Here is a 23035-nt window from a genome sequence, read left to right on the forward strand (position 1 = left end):
CGTGACGACGGCGCACGCAGCGGAAATCAGGACGCGCCGCAAAGCAGACCTCCTGGCGTGGGGGGAGCATGCCCCATTTTGGTGGGCTCAGCCAGGGAACGTTACTGATGTTCTTGTCGAGAGTGGCGTACAAGAATGTAACGAAAGGGGACATCTCTTGTAAGTCGTGCGGTGAGTCCTGCGTCCGAAATCAAGATTGTGGTCGTTCCCGTGTTCGCCCCGGTCGGCCCGTGCGCGGCTCGGTCAGCCGATGCGCGGTCCGGTCAGCCGATGCGCGGTCCGGTCAGCCGATGCGCGGTCCGGTCAGCCGGTGCGCAGCGCCAAGGTCAGTGCCTCGACCGCGAGCAGGGGGTTGACGTTCGCCTCCAGCCGCTCCCGGCACTCCATGATCGCGTCCAGCCGGCGGAGCGTGTCCTCCGGACGGCCGCCCGCCGCCGCCGTCCGCAGCTCCGGTCCCAGCTCGGCGTTGACCAGCTCACTTCCCGCGCCGAGCTGCAACGTCAGCACGTCCCGGTAGTAGGACGCCAGATCGAGCAGCGCCCGATCGAGCGCGTCCCGCTTAACCCGCGTCGCGCGGGACTTCTGCCGGTCCTCCAGCTCCTTCAACGCCCCTGCGGTACCGCGCGGCATGCGTCCCTTGGCGCTCTCCCCGAGCGCCTGCCGCAGGGCGGACGTCTCGGACTCGTTCAGCTCCTCGGACTGGGTCTTGGCTTCGGCCTCAGCGGCCTTCACCAGGGCCTCCGCCGCCATCACCGCCGGGCCCACCGACGTCAACCTGCGAGGCACCGCGAGCACCTCGGCCCGCCGCGCGCGCGCCTGCGGGTCGGTCGCGAGTCTCCGCGCCCGGCTGATGTGTCCCTGCGCCGCCCGCGCCACCACGTCCGCCGTCTCCCGGTCGACCCCGTCCCGCTGGACGAGGACGTCCGCGACCGCCGCGACCGGTGGCGTCCGCAGCGTCACCAGACGGCAGCGGGACCGGATCGTGACCAGCAGGTCGTCCGGCGCGGGCGTGCACAGCAGCCACACGGTGCGCGGCGGCGGCTCCTCGATCGCCTTCAACAGCGCGTTGGCCGCCTGCTCGGTCGCCCGGTCCGCGTCCTCGAACAGGACGATCTGGTACCGCCCTCCGCTCGGGGACGACGACGCTCGCAGCACCAGCTCACGGGTCTCCTTGACCCCGTACGACAGGCCCGCCGGACGGACGACCTCAAGGTCGGCGTGCGTCCCCTGGAGCACCTGGTGGCATGACGGGCAGTACCCGCACCCGCGCGGCGTCTCGGAACACTGCAACGCCGCGGCGAACGCCCGCGCGGCCGCCGTGCGCCCGGCCCCGGGCGGCCCGGTGAACAGCCAGGCGTGCGCCATGCCGTCCGCCACCCCCGGCCCGCCCGCAGCACCCGCAGCACCCCCGGCAGCCGCCGACAACTGCGCGACAACCAGTTCCTGGCCCACGAGGTCATCCCACACGCTCATGCCCTCAAGGCTAGGGGGTCTGCGGCAAAGCGACCTCAACCATCACACGAGCGCAATAGCTCGCCTGTTGGATCCGAACCCCCGGCAGCTTGAGCGTCTGTACATCAGTCGGTGATGATGGGGAAGGTGCTTGTGACGTCCTCGGTGCCTGCCGGGATGGGGTCAGGGAGGATCTCCCGGATGCGGTACTGGATCTCGCGGCTCAGCTCGGACTGCGGGCGGCTCGCGTCCAGGACCAGGTAGCGGTCGGGGTCGGTCTCGGCGAGGGCGCGGAAACCGGCGTGGACGCGCTCGTGGAACTCCCGCGGCTCGGACTCGATGCGGTCGGCCGGGGCCGACAGCCGTCCGAGGCCGGCATGCGGGGGGATCTCCAGCAGGACGGTCAGGTCCGGGACGAGGCCGCCGGTCGCCCAGGCGTTGACGCGGGCGATGTCGTCCACCGGCTGCTGCCGTCCGAAACCCTGGTAGGCCAGGGACGAGTCGATGTAGCGGTCGCTCACGACGATCCCGCCGCGCTCCATCGCGGGCCTGACCACGTTCGCGACATGGTCAGCGCGGTCGGCCGCGTACAGCAGGGTCTCGGCGCGGTCCGACAGGCCGGTGGTGTCGCGGTCCAGCAGCATCGCCCGCAGCCGCATGCCGATCTTGGTGGCACCCGGTTCATGCGTGGTGATCACGTCGTAGCCGTGGTCACGGAGCCAGATCGCGGCGAGCCTGGCCTGCGTCGTCTTGCCCGCGCCCTCGCCGCCCTCGAACGCGATGAACACGCCGCGCTCGCGGCGCGCGACCACTCGATCTTCGGGGCCGGCCGGCTCGGGCGGCGTGTAGACGCGGCCTTGCAGCGCGGCGCGCAGATCGGCGACCAGCGGGATGCCGTGCCGATCGTCCAGGCGGCGGAAGGCGACGAGGCCGGCGAGCAGGGCCAGCAGCCCGGCGATCAGCAGCGTGGCGCCCGTCCCGTCGAAGTCGTAGGCGCCGCCGCCGAGGTCGAGACGGCGGGAGCCGATCACCCCGGTGAGCGGGGGGACGGCGGCGAACACGATCAGCGCGGTGACGAGTGCGACCGAGCGCAGGAAGGCGACCGGGCGGTCGTCGTCCGGCTTGTCGGGCGCGTCCGGGGCGGTGAGCGCGGCGGTCGCGGTGGACCAGGCGGCCCCGGCGGCGACACCCAGGAACGCCGTCACGAACGCGACGACGACGAGGTTCTGGACGAGCGACACGACGACCAGTGCGAGCGCGGCGGCGATGACCGCGAGGCCGAGAAGGCGGCGGCGGCTGAACGGGCCGAGGATGCGCGGGCCGAGGAACAGCCCGAAGCCGAGCCCGGCGGTCAGGCCGGTGAGGACGGCGCCGTAGCCCGCGTCCCCGCCGCCGAGCTGGCCCGTGTAGACGCGGGCCACCGCGACGACCGCGGCCACGGCCAGGGCCCCGCCGGTGATCGCGAGGCCGAGACCGCGAGCGGCCGGATTGCCGGCTTTGCGAGCGCCAGAGACGCCGGGGGCGGACGCGGCGGCGTGGCCGGACGGGGCGGCGTGCCCGCTTCCCGGCCCCTGGAAGAGGACCTTCAGCGGCGCCCGGACGGTGATCGGCTCCGTCCCGGGCACCTCGCCGAGCGCGGCGACGGCGGCGGTCGAGGCCAGGAACAGCGCGGACGTCACGTACAGCGCGAGGTCGGCGCGATCGCCGACGCCGAACGTCCCGTCCGCGACGAGCGCGACGACGGCGAACAGCAGCGCGGCGACGGGCGCGGGCCCGTACACGGCGCGGGCGGTCGACCGGCGGGCGGCGGGCCGTAGATCCTCCGGGACGAGCGCGGGCGGTGCCGCGGTCGCGACGGTCGCCCAGACCACGGTCACGCACGCGACGAGGAACGCGGCGGCGATCGTCCACGGCAGGGCGTCCACCAGCGGGACCGTCACGATGATGACGACCCGGAGCGCGTCGGCGATCAGCAACGTCAGCCGGCGGTCGAGCCGGGCCGCGACCAGGCCCGCGAGCGGCGGCAGCAGGACGGCGGGCAGCAGCAGCGCGACCAGCACGCCACCGACCGCCTGCGCGCGCGCTGCCGCGTCCTCATCGCGGGTCAGTACCGCGGCCATGGCGGTCAGCGCCGGGACACTCAGCCATTGGCCGAGACCGGACACCGATAGTGCGGTCCAAAGCCGCCGGAACGGTCTGATCGACGAGACGCCCGGGGACGGCTCGGCGGGGTGCTGCCGGGTGGCGCCCGTTCTGGTCATGTCGGTCAGGGTATCGGCGTAGATGTCCCTAGGAGCCGGACTTTGCGGAGGTTCGGCGACGCGTCGTCGTCTTCTTCTTCCCGCCACCCGCCGCCACCTTCTCACGACGCTCCGCGAGCAGTTCCGCGGCGCGCTGAATGGTGATCGACTCGACCTCGTCGCCCTTGCGGAGGCTCGCGTTCGTCTCGCCGTCGGTCACGTACGGGCCGAACCGCCCCTCCTTCACCACCACGGGCTTCTGGCTCGCCGGATCCGTGCCCAGCTCGCGCAGCGGCGCGGCGGACGCGGCCCGGCCCCGCCCGCGCTGCTTCGGCTGCGCGAACAGCTCCTTGGCCTTGTCCAGCGTGACCGTGAAGAGCTCCTCCTCCGAGCCGAGCGAACGACTGTCGGTGCCCCTCTTGATGTACGGCCCGAACCGTCCGTTCTGCGCGGTGACCGGCTCGCCGTCCAGTTCGCCCAGCGTGCGCGGCAGGGACAGCAGCTTCAGCGCGTCGTCCAGCGTGATCGTGTCGAGCGACATCGACTTGAACAGCGAACCGGTGCGCGGCTTGGGGGCGTCCGCCTTCTTCGTCCGCTTCTTCTTCTCCCCCTCGGCGGGCGGCGCGGGCTCCGGGAGCAACTCGGTGACATACGGGCCGAACCGCCCGGACTTCGCCACGATCACGTGACCGGTCTCCGGGTCGGTGCCGAGCTCCCGATCACCGCTCGGCTGCGCGAACAGCTCTTCGGCCTTCTCCGCGGTCAGCTCGTCCGGCGCGATGTCCTCGGGAATGTTGACCCGCTCGCCGTCGCGGTCCAAATAGGGCCCGTACCGGCCGACGCGCACCATGATGTCCGAGCCCTTCAGCGGGAACGAGCTGATCCCCTTGGCATCGATGTCGCCGATGTCGCCGACCAGCTCCTTCAGGCCCTCCTCGCCGTTGGCGCCGAAGTAGAACCGCGTCAGCCAGCGGACGCGCTCGGCCTCACCGCGGGCGATCTCGTCGAGACCGTCCTCCATGTGCGCGGTGAAGTCGTAGTCGACCAGGTTCCCGAAATGCTGCTCCAGCAGGTTGACCACGGCGAACGCCAGGAACGACGGGACGAGCGCCGTGCCCTTCTTGAACACGTACCCGCGGTCGAGGATCGTCCCGATGATCGAGGCGTAGGTGGAGGGCCGCCCGATCTCGCGCTCCTCCAGCTCCTTGACCAGGCTCGCCTCGGTATAGCGGGCCGGCGGGCGGGTCGAGTGACCCTCGGCGTCCACGGCGAGCGCGCTCAGCGGGTCGTTCTCCTCCAGGTTCGGCAGGCGCCGCTCCTGGTCGTCCCGGTCGGTGGACGGGTCGTCCGCGCTCTCCACGTAGGCCTTGAGGAAGCCGTAGAAGGTGATGGTCTTGCCGGTCGCGCCGAACTCCGCCGTCTCGTTCTGGGTCGAGATCCCGGTGACGCGGATCGACACCGACTGGCCCGCCGCGTCCTTCATCTGGGAGGCGATCGTCCGCTTCCAGATCAGCTCGTACAGCCGGAACTGGTCGCCGGACAGGCCCGTCTCCGCCGGGGTGCGGAACGTCTCGCCCGCCGGACGGATCGCCTCGTGCGCCTCCTGCGCGTTCTTCACCTTGGACGCGTAGACGCGCGGCTTGTCCGGCACGTACTCGCCACCGAACAGCGACGCCGCCTGCCGCCGCGCCGCCGTGATCGCGGTCTCCGACAGGGTGATCGAGTCGGTTCGCATGTAGGTGATGAAGCCGTTCTCGTACAGCTTCTGCGCAACGGACATCGTGTACTTGGCGGAGAAGCTCAGCTTGCGGCTGGCCTCCTGCTGCAACGTCGTCGTACGGAACGGCGGGTACGGCTTGCGGGTGTACGGCTTCCGCTCGACGGACTTGACCGAGTACGGACGCTCACGCAGACGCTCAGCCAGCGCGCGCGCCGCCGCCTCGTCCAGATGCAGGGCGTCCTTGGTCTTAAGCAGGCCTTCGGAGGAGAAGTCGCGTCCCTGCGCCACGCGCTTGCCGTCCACGGAGATGAGCCCGGCCTTGAACGCCGTGGGCTCCTCGTCCTTGCCCGCGTCGAACTGCGCGGCGATGTCCCAGTAGTGCGCCGGGACGAACGCGATCCGCTCCCGCTCGCGCTCCACGACGAGCCGCGTCGCCACCGACTGCACCCGGCCCGCCGACAGCTTCGGCATGACCTTCTTCCACAGCACGGGGCTGACCTCGTACCCGTACAGGCGGTCCAGGATGCGGCGCGTCTCCTGCGCGTCCACCAGACGCATGTTGAGCTGGCGCGGATTGGCGGCGGCTCGCTGGATCGCGTCCTTGGTGATCTCGTTGAAGACCATCCGGTGCACGGGCACCTTCGGCTTGAGGACGTCCTGGAGATGCCAGGCGATCGCCTCGCCCTCCCGGTCCTCGTCCGTCGCGAGGAACAGCTCGTCGGCCTCGGCGAGCAGTTTCTTGAGCTTGGCCACCTGCTGCCGCTTGTCGGTGTTGACCACGTACAGCGGCTCGAAGTCCTGCTCGACGTTCACGCCGAGCTTGGCCCACGGCTCGCCCTTGTACTTGGCCGGCACCTCCGAGGCGCTGCCGGGAAGGTCCCGGATATGGCCGATACTGGACTCCACGATGTAGCCACGGCCCAGGTACCCGGCGATCGTCTTCGCCTTCGCCGGCGACTCGACGATCACCAGGCGCGTACCGGCGCCATTGTTCCGGCCACTTCCCGCGGTGCCGTTCTTGGCTGGCACAGTCGCTCCAACCTCGCTGTCCTGGTCTTCTTGCTCAGACTCTGCTTACTCGGCTCTGCTTGCTCAGGCTCCTACAACGTCACATGACGGCGCGTCATGCCCCGCGGTTCCCGCGGCCCGCCCTGCGATCATCGCCCCCGCCCGGTGGAGCGGGCGCAATTCCCGGCGCCGTCCACGCCCCCGACAGGATGACATGCCGCCGGCACAAGCGAGGACAGGGCCGCCACCGTACGGTGTCCGGCCCCCGGTGGACCAAGTAATAATGGTCGCAATGGTGGAGTACACCTACCTCGTCTTGTCACTGCCCCGCGGCACCACGCGTGATACCGCCCGGCAGATCCTGACCGAGCACGCCGAACACGGCGGCTGGGAGATCGATCGGTTGCGCCTCTACCCCGACGGTAGCCGCCGTATCCAACTTCGCCGCAAGGTCATCCGTCAGATCCGCACGTTCTGACCGTCCGCGTGGGTTCGCGTCTCTCACGTCCGTAGCCCGCCCGTCGCAGGTGACCCGTCCGTCCGCGCCCAGAGCGTAGCACTACGTACGAATCCTATGACATGGCGTAATCATAACCGCTGACGACATGGCTTTGCCCGCCCCAGACCGCGCATCCGGGACGGGCAAAGCGTTCTCGACCCCCTCCGCCGCCCGCCGGCGCCATGGCTGCACCACCCTGGCCCCGGCGGCGGCCGGGTCACCGGCCGTCCGGCCGGTCACATCCGATCAGCGGCGGCCACCCAGCCGGACCCGCCGCGTCAGCGCCAGCGCCCCGGACACGACGGCGAACACCGCCGCCACGCCCAGCACCCACATCGATCCGGACTTGGTGCCCGCGCTGATCGACTCCTGGGCGGCGACCGGCTTCAGCGGGCCGATCTGCGGGTCGGTCTGGGGCGCCTTGACGTCGCTGGTGACGGGCAGCCCGGACGGCACGGCGCCCGCCGGCCTCGGCGCCTCGGCGCCGTTCGTGCCGTTCCCGCCGGTCGCTCCCGACAGTTGCGGAGCGTCCGCGTCCGGCAGCTTCGTGCCGTTCACTTTCGGCAGCTTCGGAGCGTCCGCCTTCGGAAGCTCCGAGCCGTCCTCGCCCGCAGGCTCTGAACCGTCGTCCGCGGGCACCGTGACACCGTCGGCGCCGAGCAGCTTCGGGTCACTCGGACCCGGCACCTTGATGGTGTCGACCTGCGGCAACGTGACGCCTTCCACGCCCGGCAGCTGGGCGCCCGGGATCGGCGGCTCGGACGTCCGCGAGGACGAGGGCACCGGGACGACCGGCGTCCCGGGCAGCTTCACGCCTTGCCCCACGCCCGGAACCCGGGTCGCTCCCATCGGCGCCGACGGGTCGATCGGCAGCGACGTGACGGGCATCTCCGCACCGGCGGATCGCATCCCGTCCGTCCGGCCAGAACCGAGCAGTCCGTTCACCTCGGGCATCGCCCTGGACTTCGACGCCCCCGGGATCTTCGGGGTCCTGGGGACCTTCGGCAGCCCCTTGGTTCCCGGCAGCCCCTTGGTTCCCGGCAGGGCCTTGACTCCCGGCAGCCCCTTGGACCCGGTCAGACCCCCGGTACCGGGCAGCGGCGGCGTTCCGCCTGCCCCGAGACGGTAGTCCGACCCCTGGGCCGGGGTCCCGGTGAGCTTCGGCAGGAGGGGCAGGGCCGCCCCCGGGCTCAGCGGCAGGGACTCGCCCGCACCGGCGACCGGCGAAAGCCCGTCCGTGCCCCTCGTCCGGCCGTAGGGCTGGTAGCCGCCTTCACCGCCCTCACACTCGGAGGCGGCGCCGCCGATGACTGCGGCGGAGTTGCCGCAGATGATGACCGGGGCGACGGCCGGGGCGTTCGCCTGGTTGCCGCCACCGACGGCGGACTCCCCGGAGGTCTGGGCGCCGGACCCGTGCGAGCCCGTGACCAGCGTCTGGCCGGTGCACTTCGCGGCCGCTCCGCCGATGCCCGCGGCGGCGTTCCCACAGGCCGTGACCGGGATGCTGATGGGCGCGTTGCCCTGGTTACCGGCCAGGATCCCGCCCCGCCCGGAGGTGCTCTGGTCCCCACCGGAGCTGCTGCGCGCGTGCGCGCCGCCCTCGCAGAAGGCACCCGCCTCACCGATCACGCCCCCGGCGTTCCCGCAGGCCGTGACCGGGATGCTGATGGGCGCGTTGGCCTGGTTGCCCCCGAGGACGCTGGAGACGCCGCCGGTCGTCTGCTTACCCGACCCGTGCCCACCGTTGCGGACGGACGCACCGCCCTCGCAACCGGCGAGGGCATTGCCGACCGCGTTGCCGCAGGCGTCCACGGGGATGCTGATCGGGACGTTCGCCTGGTTTCCGCCGCCGATGCTGGAGACACCGGACGTGGCCTGCCCGGCGCCGGTGTTGCCGCCGTTCTTGACCTTGGCACCGCCCTCGCACGCCGCCACGGTCCTGCCGAGAGCCGCCACGGCATTGCCGCAGGCGTTCACGGGCGCGGAGATCGGCGCGTTCACCTGGTTGCCGGCGACCACACCGCTCGTGCCATCGGTGACCCCGCCGCCCTCAGCACCGTTGTTGACGGTGGCGCCGCCCTCACAGCCGGCTTCCGCCTTACCGAGGACAGCGACGGCGTTGCCGCAGGCGTTCACGGGGGCGGAGATCGGCGCGTTGATCTGGTTGCCGGACGCCACACTGCCCTTGCCGGACGCCTTCTGCCCGCTGCCGCCACCACCGGCGACGGACGCACCGCCCTTGGAGACGCCGTGCGCCGAACCGGCGACGCCCGCGCCGTTGCCGCTGACGTCGACCGGTGCGGAGACCGGCAGGTTGACCTGGTTGCCGCCGAGAACGCTGCCATCACCGTTCGAGATGTCGGCGAAGGCGCTGGTGGGGATGGCGGTGACACCGAGAGCGACAAAGCTCGCGGTGAGCACCGCGGCACGCGAGGTGCCCTTTGCCCACGTTCGCATGATGCTCCGTTCGGGGGATTGTTCGTTGAAAGGGAACGAGACGTGCGCGTCCGTCGACGCACTCGGATCTCATGGGGATGACGTGCCGCGACTGCACGTCCCGGAACCGCCCGAGCCGCGCGGGAGGTCCGGAGCCTGGAATCAGGGACTAGTCGGGCGCGAAGGACGGCTCGTCCGCAGCAGTGCGGACGGCCGGGGGCACCGGACTCAAGGCGTGCGAGAGCGACGCCCGCGGCTGCGCCGGGGCCCAGACGAGAACGCCCGGGAGCCCTGCGGAGCCACCGAAGACGAGAGCGCCGGCCGCGGTCGACTCGTCCTGGACGGGCGCCGGAACAGGCGCCGGCCGGACAACGGGAGCCGGAATATGAGCCTCGGCCGGCGCCGCGGTCTGGTGGCGGGTGACCCTGTACTTGCGCACCACAGAACGTTCAGGCAGCGCACGCTGCCGCTTCTCCGGTGCTCGCGGGGCCTGCACGACCTTTTCCACTGGACGCGGCCTGGCGGGCGAGGCGACCCTCACCGGAGGCGGCGCCGGCTTCGACGCCTTCTTCTCTACGACGGGCGAGGCCACGGCGGTATGAGGCGGGATCACCTCGTTCACCACACGCTCCACCGTGGGCTCGACGATCGTGGTCGCCGAGGGCAGCTCGTCGGCATGCGCCGACTGTGCGAGACCACCGAGCAGCCAGCCCGCGAACAGCAGGCCGGCCAGGACGAGCAACCCTCGGAGGACACGGCGCAGCGAGACGAAACCCGTCTGCGCCCGCTCGTCCGCCACCGGTCGTCCCTTCTATGGCCCGACTCATCCCTACAGACGGTAACCATAGCACCACGGATCGCACCGGTGGCGGTAATGCGCGAGAAAATCAGGACCGATCGATAAACCGATCGAGAACCCTGGCACCGAACTTCAGACCGTCCACGGGAACCCGTTCGTCCACCCCATGGAACATTCCGGAAAAGTCCAACTCTGGGGGAAGTCGAAGCGGCGCGAAACCGAAGCACCGCATTCCCAGCCGCGCGAACGACTTGGCGTCCGTCCCCCCGCTCAGGCAGTAGGGAACCGGCATCGCACCGGGATCCTCCGAGGTCAGCGCCGCCTCCATGGCCTCGACGAGCGCCCCCTCATAATCGGTCTCGAGTGCCTGGTCGTGATGGACGAAATCACGCTCGACATCCGGACCGAGAAGTTCGTCCACAGTCGCGAAGAATTCCGCTTCGTATCCGGGAAGGAACCGTCCGTCCACCTGAGCCGTGGCACTCTGCGGAATGACATTCGTCTTGTACCCCGCGTCCAGCCGCGTCGGATTCAACGTGTGCCGCAACGTCGCCCCGATCATCCGCGCCAACGGCCCGATCTTCGCCAGGCACTCCTCCGGCCGCTCCGGATCGAACTCCACCCCGTACGCCATGCACACCCGCTCAAGGAAGGCGCGCACCGACTTCGTCAACTGCACCGGAAACTCATGCGCCCCAAGCCGCGCGACCGCCGCCGCCACAGCGGTGACCGCATTGTCCGGATGCACCATCGACCCGTGCCCCGCCGTCCCCTTCGCGGTCAGGTTCAGCCACCCCATGCCCTTCTCCGCCGTCTCGATGAGGTACATCCGCCGGTCTCCGGGCACGGTCAGGCTGAACCCCCCGACCTCCCCCACGGCCTCCGTGCACCCCTCGAACAGCTCAGGATGCCGGTCCACCAACCACCGGGCACCCCACTTCCCACCGGCCTCCTCGTCCGCCAGGAACGCCAGCACCACGTCCCGCGGGGGCTTGCGCCCCTCCCGCAACCGCTGCCGCGCCACCGCGAGGATCATCGCGTCCATGTCCTTCATGTCCACGGCCCCGCGACCCCAGATGCACCCGTCCGCGATCTCTCCCCCGAACGGATCCCGCGTCCAGTCCTCCTTACGCGCCGGCACCACGTCCAGGTGCCCGTGCAGCAACAGCGCGTCCCGTCCCGGATCCTCCCCCTCGATCCGCGCCACGAGGCTCGCCCGTCCCGGATGCGACTCGAAGATCTGCGCCTCCAGCCCCACCTCCGCCAGCTTCTCGGCGACGTACTCCGCCGCCACCCTCTCCCCAGGCCCCGAATGATCCCCGGGGTTGCTGGTGTCGATCCGGATCAGCTCCTGGCAGAGCCGGACAACCTCGTCCTCAGCGGTCGGCTGGTGGGCCACAGTCATCACCTTCGCACCTAGCGTCCTCCGTACACGTCCCATGGTGCCCCTACGATCGACTTCGCCGCGACTCGGGACCTTTGGTATGGTGAAGCCCGCCGCAGCCCCGGCTGCGGCCTGCAACCTGTCCGGGTGGCGGAATAGGCAGACGCGCTAGCTTGAGGTGCTAGTGCCCTTTACGGGGCATGGGGGTTCAAGTCCCCCCTCGGACACCAACCATTCGCACATGTGGAAGCCGGGACGATCTTGGCTTCCACGAGTTGTTTCTGCGGGTAGTAGGTCATCTTCAGCCCGAGCTGCGCATAGAGCTCCGCCTTCTCACCAGGATCAGCGCTGACGACGGCGTGAGCCAGTTTTCCGGTCTGGCGAAGCAGTTCCGCCAGCCCGTCTGTGGAGACCGCCTGGTCAGCGGGGATCAGGCGTAGCTCACCTTCGAGGCGCGCACGTTCCTGCTCGGTCTCGTTGATCCATTTCGCTACCTGGCCGGCATCGGCGCCTGCGTTGAGAGCGGCGCGGTACTGATTGAGGCGCCGGTCGCAATCGGCGAGTTGTGTGCGCAGCCGGGCGGCGGCCGGGTTCTGCCCGCCGGTGGTCTGCTCGGTCAGCGTCTGGATCGTGGCCTGTATCCGCGTCGGAGAGAACGCGGTGATGAGCCAGGCGTCGATGTCGCCGATGATCTCGGCCTCGCGTAGATAGACCACCTTGGGATGGACGATCTTGTTCGCCAGGGCGTATTCCGCGGGGAACCGGCATCGGTAGTACGCCTGGTCGTTGTTCCAGCTCCCTTGCATCCTGCGTTGCAGAATCCGCAGTGCAGGCGCCCTCGGAACGCGTAGGGGCGCCGGGTCCGGTGCGGCTTGTGGGTGGCGGGGCCACGTCCGCGTGAGGCCAGAACGGCTTGGGTGCGCTCGAAGTCTTCTACCGACACCAGCGGCTCGTGCGCCTGCTGCTCGGACCAGACCCACTGGTCGCGTTCGTTCCAGCGGAGCCTGGACACATGGCCGAGCGAGACGTCGTTGACATCGAGCAGCACCTCGTCCTTGCGCTGTTTGTTCCAGACCTGGCGACCGGTGTAACGCGGGTTGGTGATGATGACCCGCACCGCCGACTTCGACCAGGCCCGCTGTTCTCGATGACGGTTGCGGGCCGGGTCGGCCGCCGAGGGGCTCGGCACACCTTCGCGGGTGAGTTCCTCGGCGATGTCGAACAGGCCCCTGCCTTGGAGGAACTGGGCGAAGATCCATTTCACCACCAGCGAGTACACCGGATGCGGAACCAGCCGCCGAAGGCGCTTGCCGTCGGCCGCCTTGGCGGGGTTGGGGTGCGGCCCGGTGTCGAACAGCTCGTACCCATAGGGTGGGCGCCCGCCGAGGTAGCGGCCTTCGGTCGCGGTGATCGCGGCCATGGCCGAGCGGACCCGGATCTTGATCCGGTTCCGCTCTCCCTTGGACAGCCCCCCGAAGACCCCCATGATCATGTCGTGGGCTTCGTTGGCCGGGTCGATCGGCCCGCCGACCTCGGGAACCCACAGCGGCACATTGAAGTGCTCAAACAACGGGAAGGTCAGCGAGTACTGGTTGCCGTAGAAGGCACGGTGCGGTTCCCCCACGACAACCGCATCGAAGTCGCGTGCTGGGTTCTTGAGCTGCTCGATCAGCGCCGAGGCGTACGGACGGCGAGCCCAGGGAATCGATCGGGACTTGTCCACGTCGAAGAATTCGGCGGTGATCGAGCCGCCTTTGGGTTCGATGAGCGCCCGGGCCCGGCGAAGCTGCCAGGCACGCGAGGCCGCCGGGTCTTGGTTGTCCTCGGTCGAGACGCGCCCATAGAACGCGAACCGAAGAATCGGCGGTACCAGCAATGCCGATCTCGCCGCGGTGACCTCTGGCGGCCCTGAACGCATCTCGCTGGCTCTTCCGGCTTCCCGCGGTGGCGGATTGCCTGGTCTTCCGATCATGAATGTTCCTATCGGTGATGGAGAACAGGTCGATACAGTGCCGCTCCTTTAGACAGGGCCGCGCTGAGACCGCGCACGGTCTGATCACTTCGTCCGCGACTCCTTCCCATGCGGATCTGAACGGTTCTCGATTGCTTTGTGCAAGATCCGCAGCAGCGCCCGAGCTGCACCTGGAGTGAGCCCTGGCGGCTCGTCGGGAGTGATCACACGCAGCCTCCTGCCGGTCACCGCCGTCCTGCCTCGTCCGGTCCGTCATCGGGGTGCCTGCGATCACGGCGGTCGCCGTATCGACGCTCATCTCGTTTGCGCTGGTCAAGTCCGGTCCTTGGACGCGTGTTTGAGACGGTGACGGGTGGGGCGATGAGCTGCGGTCGGCCGGTGGGCGTGGTCAGGTGGAAGGAGTCACCGCATCGGTAGGCGCGCAGCCGGGTGCCGGGTGCGGCGATTCGGGCGGCGTGGCGGGCGTGGCGGCGGGTGGCGTAGCGGGCGCGTCCGCAGCGTCCGCACAGCCCGATCTGAAGGAGTGCCAGCACTTCCAACGCCTTGCCTTCCGCCGGTCGTATGCGGTGCCGGTGCCGGTGCTGGTTCATCGGCGTGCCTCCTCCAGGCCGAGGGTGGGTTGAAAGACCAGGAGGTCTTCATGGGCGATGGCGCAGGCGGGGATACCGCGGTCTCGGGCGCGGCGGGTCTCCAGCATCTGGAAGAAGGAGGCCCGGTTGACCAGACCGCCGTCACGCAGTCCGGCCAGCAGGGCGGCGTGGCGGCCGACGAGGGTCAGGCCGTGCCGTTGGGCGGTCTCGATGATTCGTCCGGGCAGATCAGTCAGTTCGCCTTTGATCCGGATAGGGCGGATGGTCACCGCGACTACGCCGCCTGGCCGCAGCAGGGTGGCGCTGCCGGCCAGGATGCGGCCGAATCCCTCCAGCAGGCCGGTCAAAGGCTGGTGAGCGAGGTTTCCGCGATCGGCCGAGTAACGGTGGTGGCGTTTGATGACCTTGCCGCCGCCGTTGTCGCGGCCGGAGCGGATGTGTCCGTGGGTGCGGGCCCCATACGGCGGTGAGGTGAGCACCAGCGCCGCCCTGCCGCGCAAAACTCCGTAGACGACAGCGATGTTGCGGGCATCGCCGCTGATCAGCTGGGCTCGGCCGGTAGCTCCTTGGTGGTGGGCGTGGCGCACGTTGTCCAGGGTGAGGTGGACGAAGTGGGGTTCGTACTCCATGCCGGCGGCGTCGCGGTCCAGGTGGATGGCTTCGATGAGGGTGGTGCCAATCCCGCACATCGGGTCGATGACCAGGTCGCCGGGGTGGGTGAAGGCGTTGATGACGGTGGCGGCGATAGCGGGCAGCATCTTGCCGGGATGGCGCATCGACTCGGGTGTGTAGCGGCCCCGGCGCTGGAGCCGGGAGGGGCGCTGCCCGGTCGCCAACACCGAGGTCATCCTCGACGCGAGCGGATGATGATGGTTCATCGGGTGACACCGTCCTGCCAGTCATGCGGCGCCTTCGGTTTGGTGAACAAGCAGACGTCGGCGTGGACGCTGACGACGGGCGGCAGAGCGCGCGAGCGAGTGTCGCGCAGCTGAGCCAGATCGGCGGGCCCGCCCTGAACGACCAGGACGTCGCCGTCGATGGGCACGCGCAAGGCGATGACGTGCTGGGAGTAGCCGAACCCAAGCCTTTGGGCCTGCCGGATGATGCGTGGAGCGGGGTCGATGAGACGTCCGGCCTGGTGGCGGGCGGTGGTGGTGACCGCCAGGACCCCGCCAGGTCGCAGCACCCGCCAGGCCGCGGCCAGGAACAACCCGATTTGCTGGCTGGTGAGCATCCACACCTCCGCCCGGCACGCCGGGCAGCCACGCTTGCTGTTCCCAGACGTGCGACCGCCGGTCTCGTGCACTGGTGGGGCGGCGATGACCAAGGCAATGTCACCGATATGGTCAGCCAAGCCACGGGCCATCTGGTCGGGCCGGCAGGGACGCATCTGCACCCGCCCCAGATGCTCTTGCGTAAGCACGGTGCGAAGGCGGGTGCCGATGTGCTGGGCGAGCGGAAAGTGCGGGACTAGCGCGATGGCGCGGCGGTCCAGGTCAGCGGCCGCAACCAGGGTGGCCTCGCTGGTGGTGAACCCTTCTGCGACGACGTCGCCCTCCCGGGTGCACGTGCTGATCAGATGCCGCGCCAACTCTCGGCCGACCGACCGCCGATGCTGCGGGCAGATCAGCAGCGCTGCGCTGGTGGCCCGCGAACGGGCGGGGTTGGTCGTGCCGGTGCGGTGCGCGTTGTCGTTGCTGCCGCCGGTGGTGGTGTCGGAGCACAACCAGACAGTCAGCGGCACCATCCGGCGGGTAGTAGTCGGACCGGTGCGGTGACCGGCAGGTGATTGGTCGGGATTAAACGGTGTGTGGTTCATGTGCTGGGTGACCCGAGACGGCCACCCGATCCCCGTACACCGTTGAAGCACCGCAGTCGGCCCCGGTTTTGTCCCTCGAACCGCACCAGGATCCGGTCAAGATCACCCGCTCGCCCCTTTGCCCGCACCCCGCGCGCCCCGGACGGCACAAGGGGACACATCGCTGGTCCGCTCGAGGTTGCGTCGGCGCGCAGTGTGAGAATCAGCCGACCATCGATGATCAAGATTCGGTAATCCCTGCTGGGATCGAGGCCAATTCGGGACCGTGGCGCGGTGCTTCAGGGGTGCCAGTCGAGATCACCGGCGGATGGTGCTGCTCTAAGGGCGGACGGTCGAGACCCGGTCCCCGCCGCATCCATCCCGCCACCTCGTGTCCCATTAGAGGAGGACACCCGCAGCCTTCAGGGCAGCGCCATCCGCCGGTGATCTCGCCTGGCAGTCCGTACACGTGCTGAATGTTCCGGAGCTGCTGCCATGCACACCAACCGAGTCCGTCCACGCTTCAACGACCGCCGTCCACGGCGTCCTGTCAGCAGTCAGCCCACCGTGGAGCCGCCAGCCACCACGCCTCCCATCAGACAGCGCCCCGGCCGCAGGCGGCTGCTGGCCGCATCGCTGTCATGGTCGGCGGGGTGCGCGGTGACCGCGCTGCTGGTGCCCGGCGTCGCCGAGGCCGGCACGAACCTGGCCGCGGCAGCGTCATTGGACGAGGTGATCACCAACCTGCGCAACGTGATCACCGGATTGCTGGTGGGGCTCGCGACCCTGTTCGCCACCATCGGCGGCGTCCGCTACATGCTGGCCGGCGGTGATCCCGGTGAAGTCGAGGCAGCCAAGAAGACGCTGCGGTACGCCGCGATCGGATACTCGGTCGCGGCGCTGGCCCCGGTCCTGGTCAAACTGCTGCAGAGCATCGTGGGCGAACCATCATGACACCCACCACCGGTTCGCCTGCATCGGACAGGACAGCACTGCTGAAACGCCCAGGCAGAGTCATCGTGCTGACCTCATTGGTAGCGGGTGCGTGGCTATGGATGTCGGCGGAACCGGTGCGAGCCGCGACGGTTTCCGCACCGATCGCTCCACCGTCGTTCCCGGCCGTCTCCCCACCGCCTGAGCCCTCACCGTCGCCCCAGCCCACGCCGTCCAACACTGGTGGACAGAACCCGACCGGCGAGTGCGGGTTCGTCGATGTGGGGTGCATGGCCAAGCGCGCAGTGAACGGCTGGTTCAACGATCTGGTGTCCTCGGCGGCCAAGCCGGTGTTCGCGCTGCTGCGCGACACCGTGCTGGGCACCCCAGGAGTTGATTCGCCGGAGATGGCGCGGGCGCGTGAGCTGTGGGGCGTTTCCCGGACGATGGCCAACACCTGCTACGTGCTGCTGGTCACCGCCGGTGGGGTGTGGCTGATGGCCGGCCATTCCCTGCCCGGCGCCGAACTCACGCCCGGGCAGCTGGTGGCGCGGTTGGTGGCGGCGTTCCTTGCTTCCAACCTGAGCCTGATCGTGATCGGGTACGGGGTCGGGTTCGCCAACGGGCTCGCCGAGGCGTTCCTGCAGGCGGGGGCCGAATCGATCGATGAGAGTGTGGTCGCCGATGTGGTCGCGGGGTTTGTAGCGGCCAATTTGGTGCCCAGCCAGCCGTTCACCGCGTTGGTCGCGCTGGGGGTGGTGGTGCTGGCGTTGTGCGTGGCGTTCATCTACGTGATCCGGCTAGCGCTGACGATGGTGCTGATCGCGGCGGCCCCGTTGGCGTTGATGTTTCATGCGCTGCCCTTCACCGACGGGCTGGCGCGGTTGTGGTGGCGCGGCATCTCCGGGGTCTTGGCAATCCAGGTATGCCAGTCACTGGTGCTGGCGACCGCGTTCCGGCTGATGTTCACCGAAACCTCCGACACCAGCGACCACCTCATCGGCCTCCCCACCCACGACGACGTCGCCGACCTGCTGGTGGCGGCCTGCCTGCTGTATGTGATGCTGCGGATCCCTGCGTGGGTCGCCCGCACGATCTGGCGTCCCGCCCAGCCCCGCATGCTCGGTGGTCTGCTGCGCAGCCTGGTCCTCTACCGGGGCTTGGGCGCGCTGATGGGCAACCGCCGCCGAGTCGCCGCTCCTCTCCAGCACCGAGCCCCACCACCCCCGCCTCCGCCGTCTCGTCCTCGCGAGTTGCCGAGTCCGTCCCGCCCGGCGCTGACCCCTCTCGCAGAACCTGCGTCCGGTCCGCCGCGGATCGATCCGCCGGATTCGGATGCCGAGCGTGAGGGAGGCGGGCGCCCGGTGCAGCTTGCGCTCCCCGTCCCCCGCCCGGCCGCCGTACCCGGGGCCCGGCGGCCGGTGCAGCTGGCGTTGCCGATCCCGGTCAGCCGCGTCCCTCGCCCACCGGTCCCCGCCGCGCCTGCGGCGGCGTCGGGGCGTCCGCAGGTGCGGTCACGGCAGCTGATGTTTCCCGGGATGCCGCGTCGACCAGTGCCGTCTCGACAGCTGACTTTGTGGATCGACCCGCCCAAAAGGAGCCGCACGTGAACGGCCAGCGGCATGAGCAGCCGATTAGCGTGAAGATCCCCGCCGATGTCGACCAGCCCGACAGGATCCTCTACGGGCTCACCGGCCGGCAGTTGGCCGTCCTGGCCGCCACCGCAACCGCGGTGCTGTGGACGTGGCTCACCCTGCACGCCCTGGTGCCATTCCCGGTCCTGGCGGCGGTGCTGGTGCCGGTGGTGGCGTGCGGGTTCGTCGCGGCGGTCGCCCGCCGCGACGGGATGGGCCTGGACCGCTACGCTGCCACCGCCCTGACCTACCTGCGTACCCCGAAGATGCTCGTTACCAGTAGCGAGCCGATTCAGCCGCCGCCGTCGTGGTGCCGGATGCGCGGCTGGTTGCCCGCGCCGTTGCGGCTGCCGGTGCGGGCCGTCCGCCAGGACGGCGCGATGGAACTAGCGGAGGGTGGCGTCGCGGTGATTGTGCGGGCCGGGACGGTGGCGTTCAGCCTGCGCACACCTGACGAACAGGCCAGCCTCGTTGCGGTGTTCGGCCGGTGGCTCAACTCACTGGAATCGCCGGTGCAGATCCTCGTCCAAGCCCGTCCGGTCGACCTGTCCGGACTGGCCCAGCACATCGCCGGCCACGCAACCCGGCTGCGCGATCGGCGTCTGGAGGAGGCGGCGGGAGAGCATGCGGGGTTCCTCGCCGAACTGGGCACGGCCCATGAACTGCTGGTTAGGCAGATCCTCATCGTGATCGGTGACGGCACCGGCCCTCCCACCGGTGCGGTCGCACCGTGGTCCAGGGGCAGACGTCAGCGGGTGGGACGGGATGCGGGTGCGGCGGTGGCGTTGCGGCGCGCCCAGGAGGCCGTGCAATCACTGGCCGCGCTCGGCGTGACCGCCGAGGTCCTGGACGCGCTGGCCTGCACCACGGTGCTGGCCGAGTCGCTATCCCCAGGCGAACAGCACCCTGTGGATAACACCGACCCGGGCGGGTTGATCACCGGAAAGCGGCAATCATGACGCGGCCGATCCCACGCCTGCCTGCAGAGCCTCCGACCCGGGAGTCGAGGCGTTGACCCCAGCGAGAACTCCGACGCAGACCTGTTCGGGCCGTCAGCCATTCACACCGGTGCGCGGTCGGTGGAGTTGCCGGGCGGGGTGTGTGCCTCGTTCGCGGTGACCGGCTATCCGCGTGAGGTCGGCGCGGGCTGGCTGGAGCCGCTGCTGACCTACCCAGGACGCTTGGACGTGGCCCTGCACATCGAACCCATTCCTCCGCTTGTCGCTGCGCAGCGGCTGCGCCGCCAGCTCGCCCGCCTGGAATCTGCTTCCCGCAGCAACGCCCAGCAGGGTCGGCTGGCCGACTTCGCAGCCGAGGCGGCCGCCGATGATGCCGCGGAACTCGCCGCATCCTTGGCCCGCGGTCACGGACGTCTGTTCCGCGTCGGGCTCTACCTCACTGTCCACGCGGCAGAACATCAGGAACTGGAAGCACAAGTGCAGCGGGTGCGGGCGCTGGCCGCATCCCTGCTGCTGGACGCCCAGCCGACCACCTTCCGGGCCCTGCAAGGGTGGATCACCACGCTGCCTCTAGGCACCGACACCGTGAAGGCGCGGCGGGTGTTCGACACCGCCGCGCTGGCGGCGGCGTTCCCGTTCACCTCGCCCGATCTGCAACCTCGTATCGCCGACACACCGGTGTTGTACGGGTTGAACGCCTACTCGTCCGGGGTGGTGGTGTGGGACCGGTTCGCCCAGGACAACTACAACTCCGTCACCATCGCCCGCTCGGGCGCCGGCAAGTCCTACTTCACCAAACTCGAAACCCTCCGCCTGCTCTACCAAGGCGTCCACGTCGCCGTCCTCGATCCCGAGGACGAGTACCGCCGCCTGTGCCATACGGTCGGCGGCACCCACATCGCCCTCGGCGCACCCGGCGTGTGCTTCAACCCCTTCGACCTCCCAGCTGGTCAGGGCGCAGACACCCTGATCCGGCGGGCCTTGTTCCTGCAGACCCTCATCGCCGCGATGCTCGGCGAACCACTCACCCCGGCGGCACGGGCCGCGCTGGACCAGGCGGTGATCGCCACCTACCACGCCGCCGGCATCACCAACGACCCCCACACCTGGACACGCCCAGCACCGGTGCTGGCCGACCTGACCACCGCACTCGGCCACGCCGGGACCGATGAGGCGACCGAGTTGTCCGCGCGGCTGGCACCGTACGTGACCGGCTCTTACCGGGGCCTGTTCGTCGGGGCGACCACCACCCCACCTGATGGCCATCTGATCGTGTTCTCGCTACGGGACCTGCCCGAGGAGACCCGCGCCGTCGGGATGCTGCTCGCGCTGGACACGATCTGGCGGCAGGTCGCCGACCCCGCAGGACGACGCCGCTGCCTGGTCGTGGTGGATGAAGCCTGGACCCTCATGCGCGAGGCCGAAGGTGCCCGGTTTCTGTACCGGCTGGCCAAGTCCGCCCGCAAACACTGGACCGGACTCGCGGTGGTCACCCAGGACGCCACCGACCTGCTCTCCTCTGATCTGGGGAAAGCGGTCATCGCCAACTCCGCCACCCAGATCCTGCTCCGCCAAGCACCCCAGGCCATCGACCAGATCGTCGACGCGTTCGACCTCACCGAGGGGGAGAAGGCGTTCCTGCTCACCGCCGACCGGGGCCAGGGCTTGTTGTGCGGGACTGCGACCGGCTCCGACCGTGCGGCCTTCGCCGCCATCGCCAGCCCGCACGAGCACCGGCTCACCACTACCGACCCCGCCGAACTCGCAGCCCTCGGCTCCCACCAGGATCCGGCCGCAGGCGCAGGCCAGGCGCAGGAAATCGATCCGCTATGAGCCTTCAAGCCTGCGGACTTTTTGGCTCTGGCGAACTGCACGGACAAGCCGTCGAGATCTCGCCCGGCCTACCCCACCTGGCCGATCTCCTCGCGCATTACGGACCCGGCATCGCGTTCAGCGCCGCAGGGACCGCTGCCGTTGCCGTCGTGGTTCGGTGGGTGGTGTGGCGCTGGCGCAACACCCGCCTGGCGCCCGGGGCGCGGGTGATCGAGATCGCGGTACCACCCAAGGTCGAGGACTCCAGCGCCGCCGCCTGGTGGGCCCGCCCCATCGGTCTGACCCTCCCACGGTGGAAACGCGTGCTCTACGGGCAGCCGCACCTGGCGTTTGAGTACCGCGCTGACCACACCGGCGTCCGCTTCCACATCTGGGTCCCCGGGACGATCCCGCCTGGGCTGGTGGAAAAGACCGTCCGCTCGGCCTGGCCCGGCGCCACCCTCACCACCAACCCCGCCACACCACCACTCCCCCACGACCTCCCAGCCGCGGGAGGCCGACTGGTGCTGGCACGTCCCGAACACTTCCCCCTCACCCACGTCCACGACACCGACCCACTACGGGGCCTACTCGGCGCCGCGTCCGGGCTCGCCGACGGAGAACACCTCGCCGTGCAGATCCTGGCCCGCCCCGCCACCGGACGCCGCCTACGACACGCACACCGCGCGGCGTCCATACTGCGCGGGGCCCGCTCCACCGCACCCCAAGGCGTACTGTTCGACCTGGTCACACCCGACATGTCCGGACACCCCAACCCCGCCGAACTCACCCGCCGATTCCCCGAGCGCGCTGAACAGATCCGCGCGATCCTCGCCAAAGCCGCCCAGCCGCGCTTTGAGGTTCAGATCCGCTACGGCGTCGCCACCCGACATCACGACCAAGTCGAGGCGGGATGGCTGCGCGCGCACGCCCACGAGACCGCCTCCACCTTCGCCCTGTTCACCTCCGGCCACCAACACCTGCGCCGCCGACGCCTACGCCACCCTGCCGCCCGCCTGAGCGAACGCCACCTGCACCGCGGCTACCTGCTATCAGTGCCCGAGCTGGCGGCGCTGGCGCACCTGCCCTACGATCTGGCCGCGCCCGGCGTCACCCGAGCCGGCGCCCGCCCCATCGCTCCATCCCCCGCCATTCCGGTCTCCGGGCCGGGGGTCCGCGTTCTGGGCGACTCCGAGGCCGGTGCGGCGCGCCCGGTGGGCCTCACCGTCGCCGGTGCTCGCCAACATCTGCACGTCCTGGGTCAGACCGGAGTCGGCAAATCCACCTTCCTGGCGAGCCTGATCCTGGCCGACGCTGCGGGAGGACGCGGCGCGCTGGTCATCGACCCCAAAGGCGATCTGGTCGCCGACGTCCTGGACCGCCTCCCCGAACACGCCATCGGCCGCACGGTGGTGTTCGACCCCGCCGACCGCGGCCGCCCACCCTGCCTGAACGTCCTGGCCGGAGCAGATCCGGCGTTCGCGGCCGAGTCGATCGTCACCACCTTCCGCCGCTGCTTCTCCTCCTCCTGGGGACCCCGCCTGGACGACCTGCTGCGCTCGGCGTGCCTCACCCTCACCCGCGTCAACGGCACCCGCGCCACCCTGGCCGACATCCCCCGCCTCCTGCTGGACGGCCCCTACCGCACCCGGATCACCAACCGGCTCACCGACGAACTCCTGCGCGGCTTCTGGGCCTCCTACGACGAACTCACCCCCGCCGGACGGGCAACGGTGATCAGCCCGGTCATGAGGTTCCCCCCACAGCGCGGACTGCTGACCTGAGGTCACCTTTGATCG

General features: G+C 70.0%; 17 protein-coding genes and 1 tRNA gene. 7 read left to right on the forward strand and 11 right to left on the reverse strand.

From position 1 onward, the window contains the following. Positions 1–303: 303 nt before the first annotated feature. The 3 genes from AMA02S_RS34215 to topA form a co-directional block, all read right to left on the reverse strand. Entirely contained in the window at positions 304–1473 is a 1170-nt protein-coding gene (locus tag AMA02S_RS34215) for a DNA polymerase III subunit delta' (RefSeq protein WP_067467118.1), read from the reverse strand. A gap of 104 nt (positions 1474–1577) precedes the next feature. Further along, the gene (tmk, locus tag AMA02S_RS34220; protein ID WP_067467121.1) at positions 1578–3713 is read right to left on the reverse strand and encodes a dTMP kinase; all 2136 of its coding nucleotides are present in this window, start codon (positions 3711–3713) and stop codon (positions 1578–1580) included. Between the two features lie 28 nt (positions 3714–3741). Continuing rightward, positions 3742–6441 (reverse strand): type I DNA topoisomerase, encoded by a 2700-nt coding sequence (topA, locus tag AMA02S_RS34225; RefSeq protein WP_067467123.1) that lies wholly within the window; start codon positions 6439–6441, stop codon positions 3742–3744. A 271-nt stretch (positions 6442–6712) separates the two neighbouring features. Between topA and AMA02S_RS34230 the strand changes: the two genes are divergently transcribed. Continuing rightward, positions 6713–6898 carry a DUF5703 family protein gene (locus tag AMA02S_RS34230; RefSeq protein WP_067467126.1) on the forward strand — a complete coding sequence of 62 codons (186 nt, stop codon included), beginning with the start codon at positions 6713–6715 and terminating at the stop codon, positions 6896–6898. A gap of 267 nt (positions 6899–7165) precedes the next feature. Here the strand turns inward: AMA02S_RS34230 and AMA02S_RS34235 are convergent, their stop codons facing one another. The 3 genes from AMA02S_RS34235 to AMA02S_RS34245 all read right to left on the reverse strand — a co-directional run bounded on the left by AMA02S_RS34235 (position 7166) and on the right by AMA02S_RS34245 (position 11553). Then, positions 7166–9376, reverse strand: coding sequence for a chaplin family protein (locus AMA02S_RS34235; RefSeq protein WP_067467129.1), 2211 nt, complete (start codon positions 9374–9376; stop codon positions 7166–7168). Between the two features lie 148 nt (positions 9377–9524). Continuing rightward, the gene (locus tag AMA02S_RS34240) at positions 9525–10154 is read right to left on the reverse strand and encodes a hypothetical protein (protein ID WP_067467131.1); all 630 of its coding nucleotides are present in this window, start codon (positions 10152–10154) and stop codon (positions 9525–9527) included. An 88-nt stretch (positions 10155–10242) separates the two neighbouring features. Further along, on the reverse strand, positions 10243–11553 hold the full coding sequence (locus AMA02S_RS34245; RefSeq protein WP_245667952.1) for a M20/M25/M40 family metallo-hydrolase: 1311 nt from the start codon (positions 11551–11553) through the stop codon (positions 10243–10245). A gap of 126 nt (positions 11554–11679) precedes the next feature. Here AMA02S_RS34245 and AMA02S_RS34250 point away from each other — a divergent pair. Further along, positions 11680–11768 (forward strand) — tRNA-Leu (locus AMA02S_RS34250). Here AMA02S_RS34250 and AMA02S_RS42435 read toward each other — a convergent pair. The 5 genes from AMA02S_RS42435 to AMA02S_RS34265 all read right to left on the reverse strand — a co-directional run bounded on the left by AMA02S_RS42435 (position 11730) and on the right by AMA02S_RS34265 (position 15847). Further along, positions 11730–12254: a hypothetical protein gene (locus AMA02S_RS42435; RefSeq protein ID WP_157431011.1), complete on the reverse strand. Its 525-nt coding sequence runs from the start codon at positions 12252–12254 to the stop codon at positions 11730–11732. The two genes, AMA02S_RS34250 and AMA02S_RS42435, sit on opposite strands and share 39 nt — an antisense overlap. Next, positions 12155–13414, reverse strand: a complete 1260-nt coding sequence (locus AMA02S_RS34255) for a recombinase family protein (protein ID WP_067467134.1) — start codon at positions 13412–13414, stop codon at positions 12155–12157. The genes AMA02S_RS42435 and AMA02S_RS34255 overlap by 100 nt, the downstream gene beginning before the upstream one ends. A gap of 320 nt (positions 13415–13734) precedes the next feature. Continuing rightward, on the reverse strand, positions 13735–14100 hold the full coding sequence (locus AMA02S_RS42440) for a hypothetical protein (RefSeq protein WP_157431013.1): 366 nt from the start codon (positions 14098–14100) through the stop codon (positions 13735–13737). Then, a complete protein-coding gene (locus AMA02S_RS34260; protein ID WP_218005210.1) occupies positions 14097–14948 on the reverse strand; it encodes a TRM11 family SAM-dependent methyltransferase in 852 nt (283 codons plus the stop codon). The genes AMA02S_RS42440 and AMA02S_RS34260 overlap by 4 nt, the downstream gene beginning before the upstream one ends. Before the next feature lie 26 nt (positions 14949–14974). Further along, entirely contained in the window at positions 14975–15847 is an 873-nt protein-coding gene (locus tag AMA02S_RS34265; protein ID WP_169806949.1) for a hypothetical protein, read from the reverse strand. A gap of 618 nt (positions 15848–16465) precedes the next feature. Between AMA02S_RS34265 and AMA02S_RS34270 the strand changes: the two genes are divergently transcribed. The 5 genes from AMA02S_RS34270 to AMA02S_RS34290 all read left to right on the forward strand — a co-directional run bounded on the left by AMA02S_RS34270 (position 16466) and on the right by AMA02S_RS34290 (position 23020). Then, entirely contained in the window at positions 16466–16852 is a 387-nt protein-coding gene (locus AMA02S_RS34270) for a pilin (RefSeq protein WP_218005211.1), read from the forward strand. A 269-nt stretch (positions 16853–17121) separates the two neighbouring features. Continuing rightward, positions 17122–18441 (forward strand): TrbL/VirB6 family protein, encoded by a 1320-nt coding sequence (locus AMA02S_RS34275; protein WP_067467143.1) that lies wholly within the window; start codon positions 17122–17124, stop codon positions 18439–18441. Then, complete coding sequence (locus tag AMA02S_RS34280; RefSeq protein WP_067467146.1) at positions 18438–19424, forward strand: PrgI family protein; 987 nt, start codon at positions 18438–18440, stop codon at positions 19422–19424. The genes AMA02S_RS34275 and AMA02S_RS34280 overlap by 4 nt, the downstream gene beginning before the upstream one ends. A gap of 120 nt (positions 19425–19544) precedes the next feature. Continuing rightward, positions 19545–21257, forward strand: a complete 1713-nt coding sequence (locus tag AMA02S_RS34285) for a VirB4 family type IV secretion system protein (protein WP_245667953.1) — start codon at positions 19545–19547, stop codon at positions 21255–21257. Positions 21258–21406: 149 nt separating this feature from the next. Beyond that, positions 21407–23020: a DUF8128 domain-containing protein gene (locus tag AMA02S_RS34290; RefSeq protein ID WP_157431015.1), complete on the forward strand. Its 1614-nt coding sequence runs from the start codon at positions 21407–21409 to the stop codon at positions 23018–23020. Positions 23021–23035 lie beyond the last annotated feature (15 nt).

It is taken from the genome of Actinomadura macra NBRC 14102 (genome assembly GCF_001552215.1).
GTDB classification, from domain to species: domain Bacteria; phylum Actinomycetota; class Actinomycetes; order Streptosporangiales; family Streptosporangiaceae; genus Spirillospora; species Spirillospora macra.

Excerpts from the sequence above, each read along its gene's own strand:
- AMA02S_RS42440 (WP_157431013.1), bottom strand. The coding sequence starts at position 14,100 with ATGAACCAGCACCGGCACCGGCACCGCATACGACCGGCGGAAGGCAAG.
- AMA02S_RS34260 (WP_218005210.1), bottom strand. The coding sequence starts at position 14,948 with ATGACCTCGGTGTTGGCGACCGGGCAGCGCCCCTCCCGGCTCCAGCGC.
- AMA02S_RS34215 (WP_067467118.1), bottom strand. The coding sequence starts at position 1,473 with ATGAGCGTGTGGGATGACCTCGTGGGCCAGGAACTGGTTGTCGCGCAG.
- AMA02S_RS34275 (WP_067467143.1), top strand. The coding sequence starts at position 17,122 with ATGGCCAAGCGCGCAGTGAACGGCTGGTTCAACGATCTGGTGTCCTCG.
- tmk (WP_067467121.1), bottom strand. The coding sequence starts at position 3,713 with ATGACCAGAACGGGCGCCACCCGGCAGCACCCCGCCGAGCCGTCCCCG.
- AMA02S_RS34235 (WP_067467129.1), bottom strand. The coding sequence starts at position 9,376 with ATGCGAACGTGGGCAAAGGGCACCTCGCGTGCCGCGGTGCTCACCGCG.
- AMA02S_RS34265 (WP_169806949.1), bottom strand. The coding sequence starts at position 15,847 with ATGGTGCCGCTGACTGTCTGGTTGTGCTCCGACACCACCACCGGCGGC.
- AMA02S_RS34230 (WP_067467126.1), top strand. The coding sequence starts at position 6,713 with ATGGTGGAGTACACCTACCTCGTCTTGTCACTGCCCCGCGGCACCACG.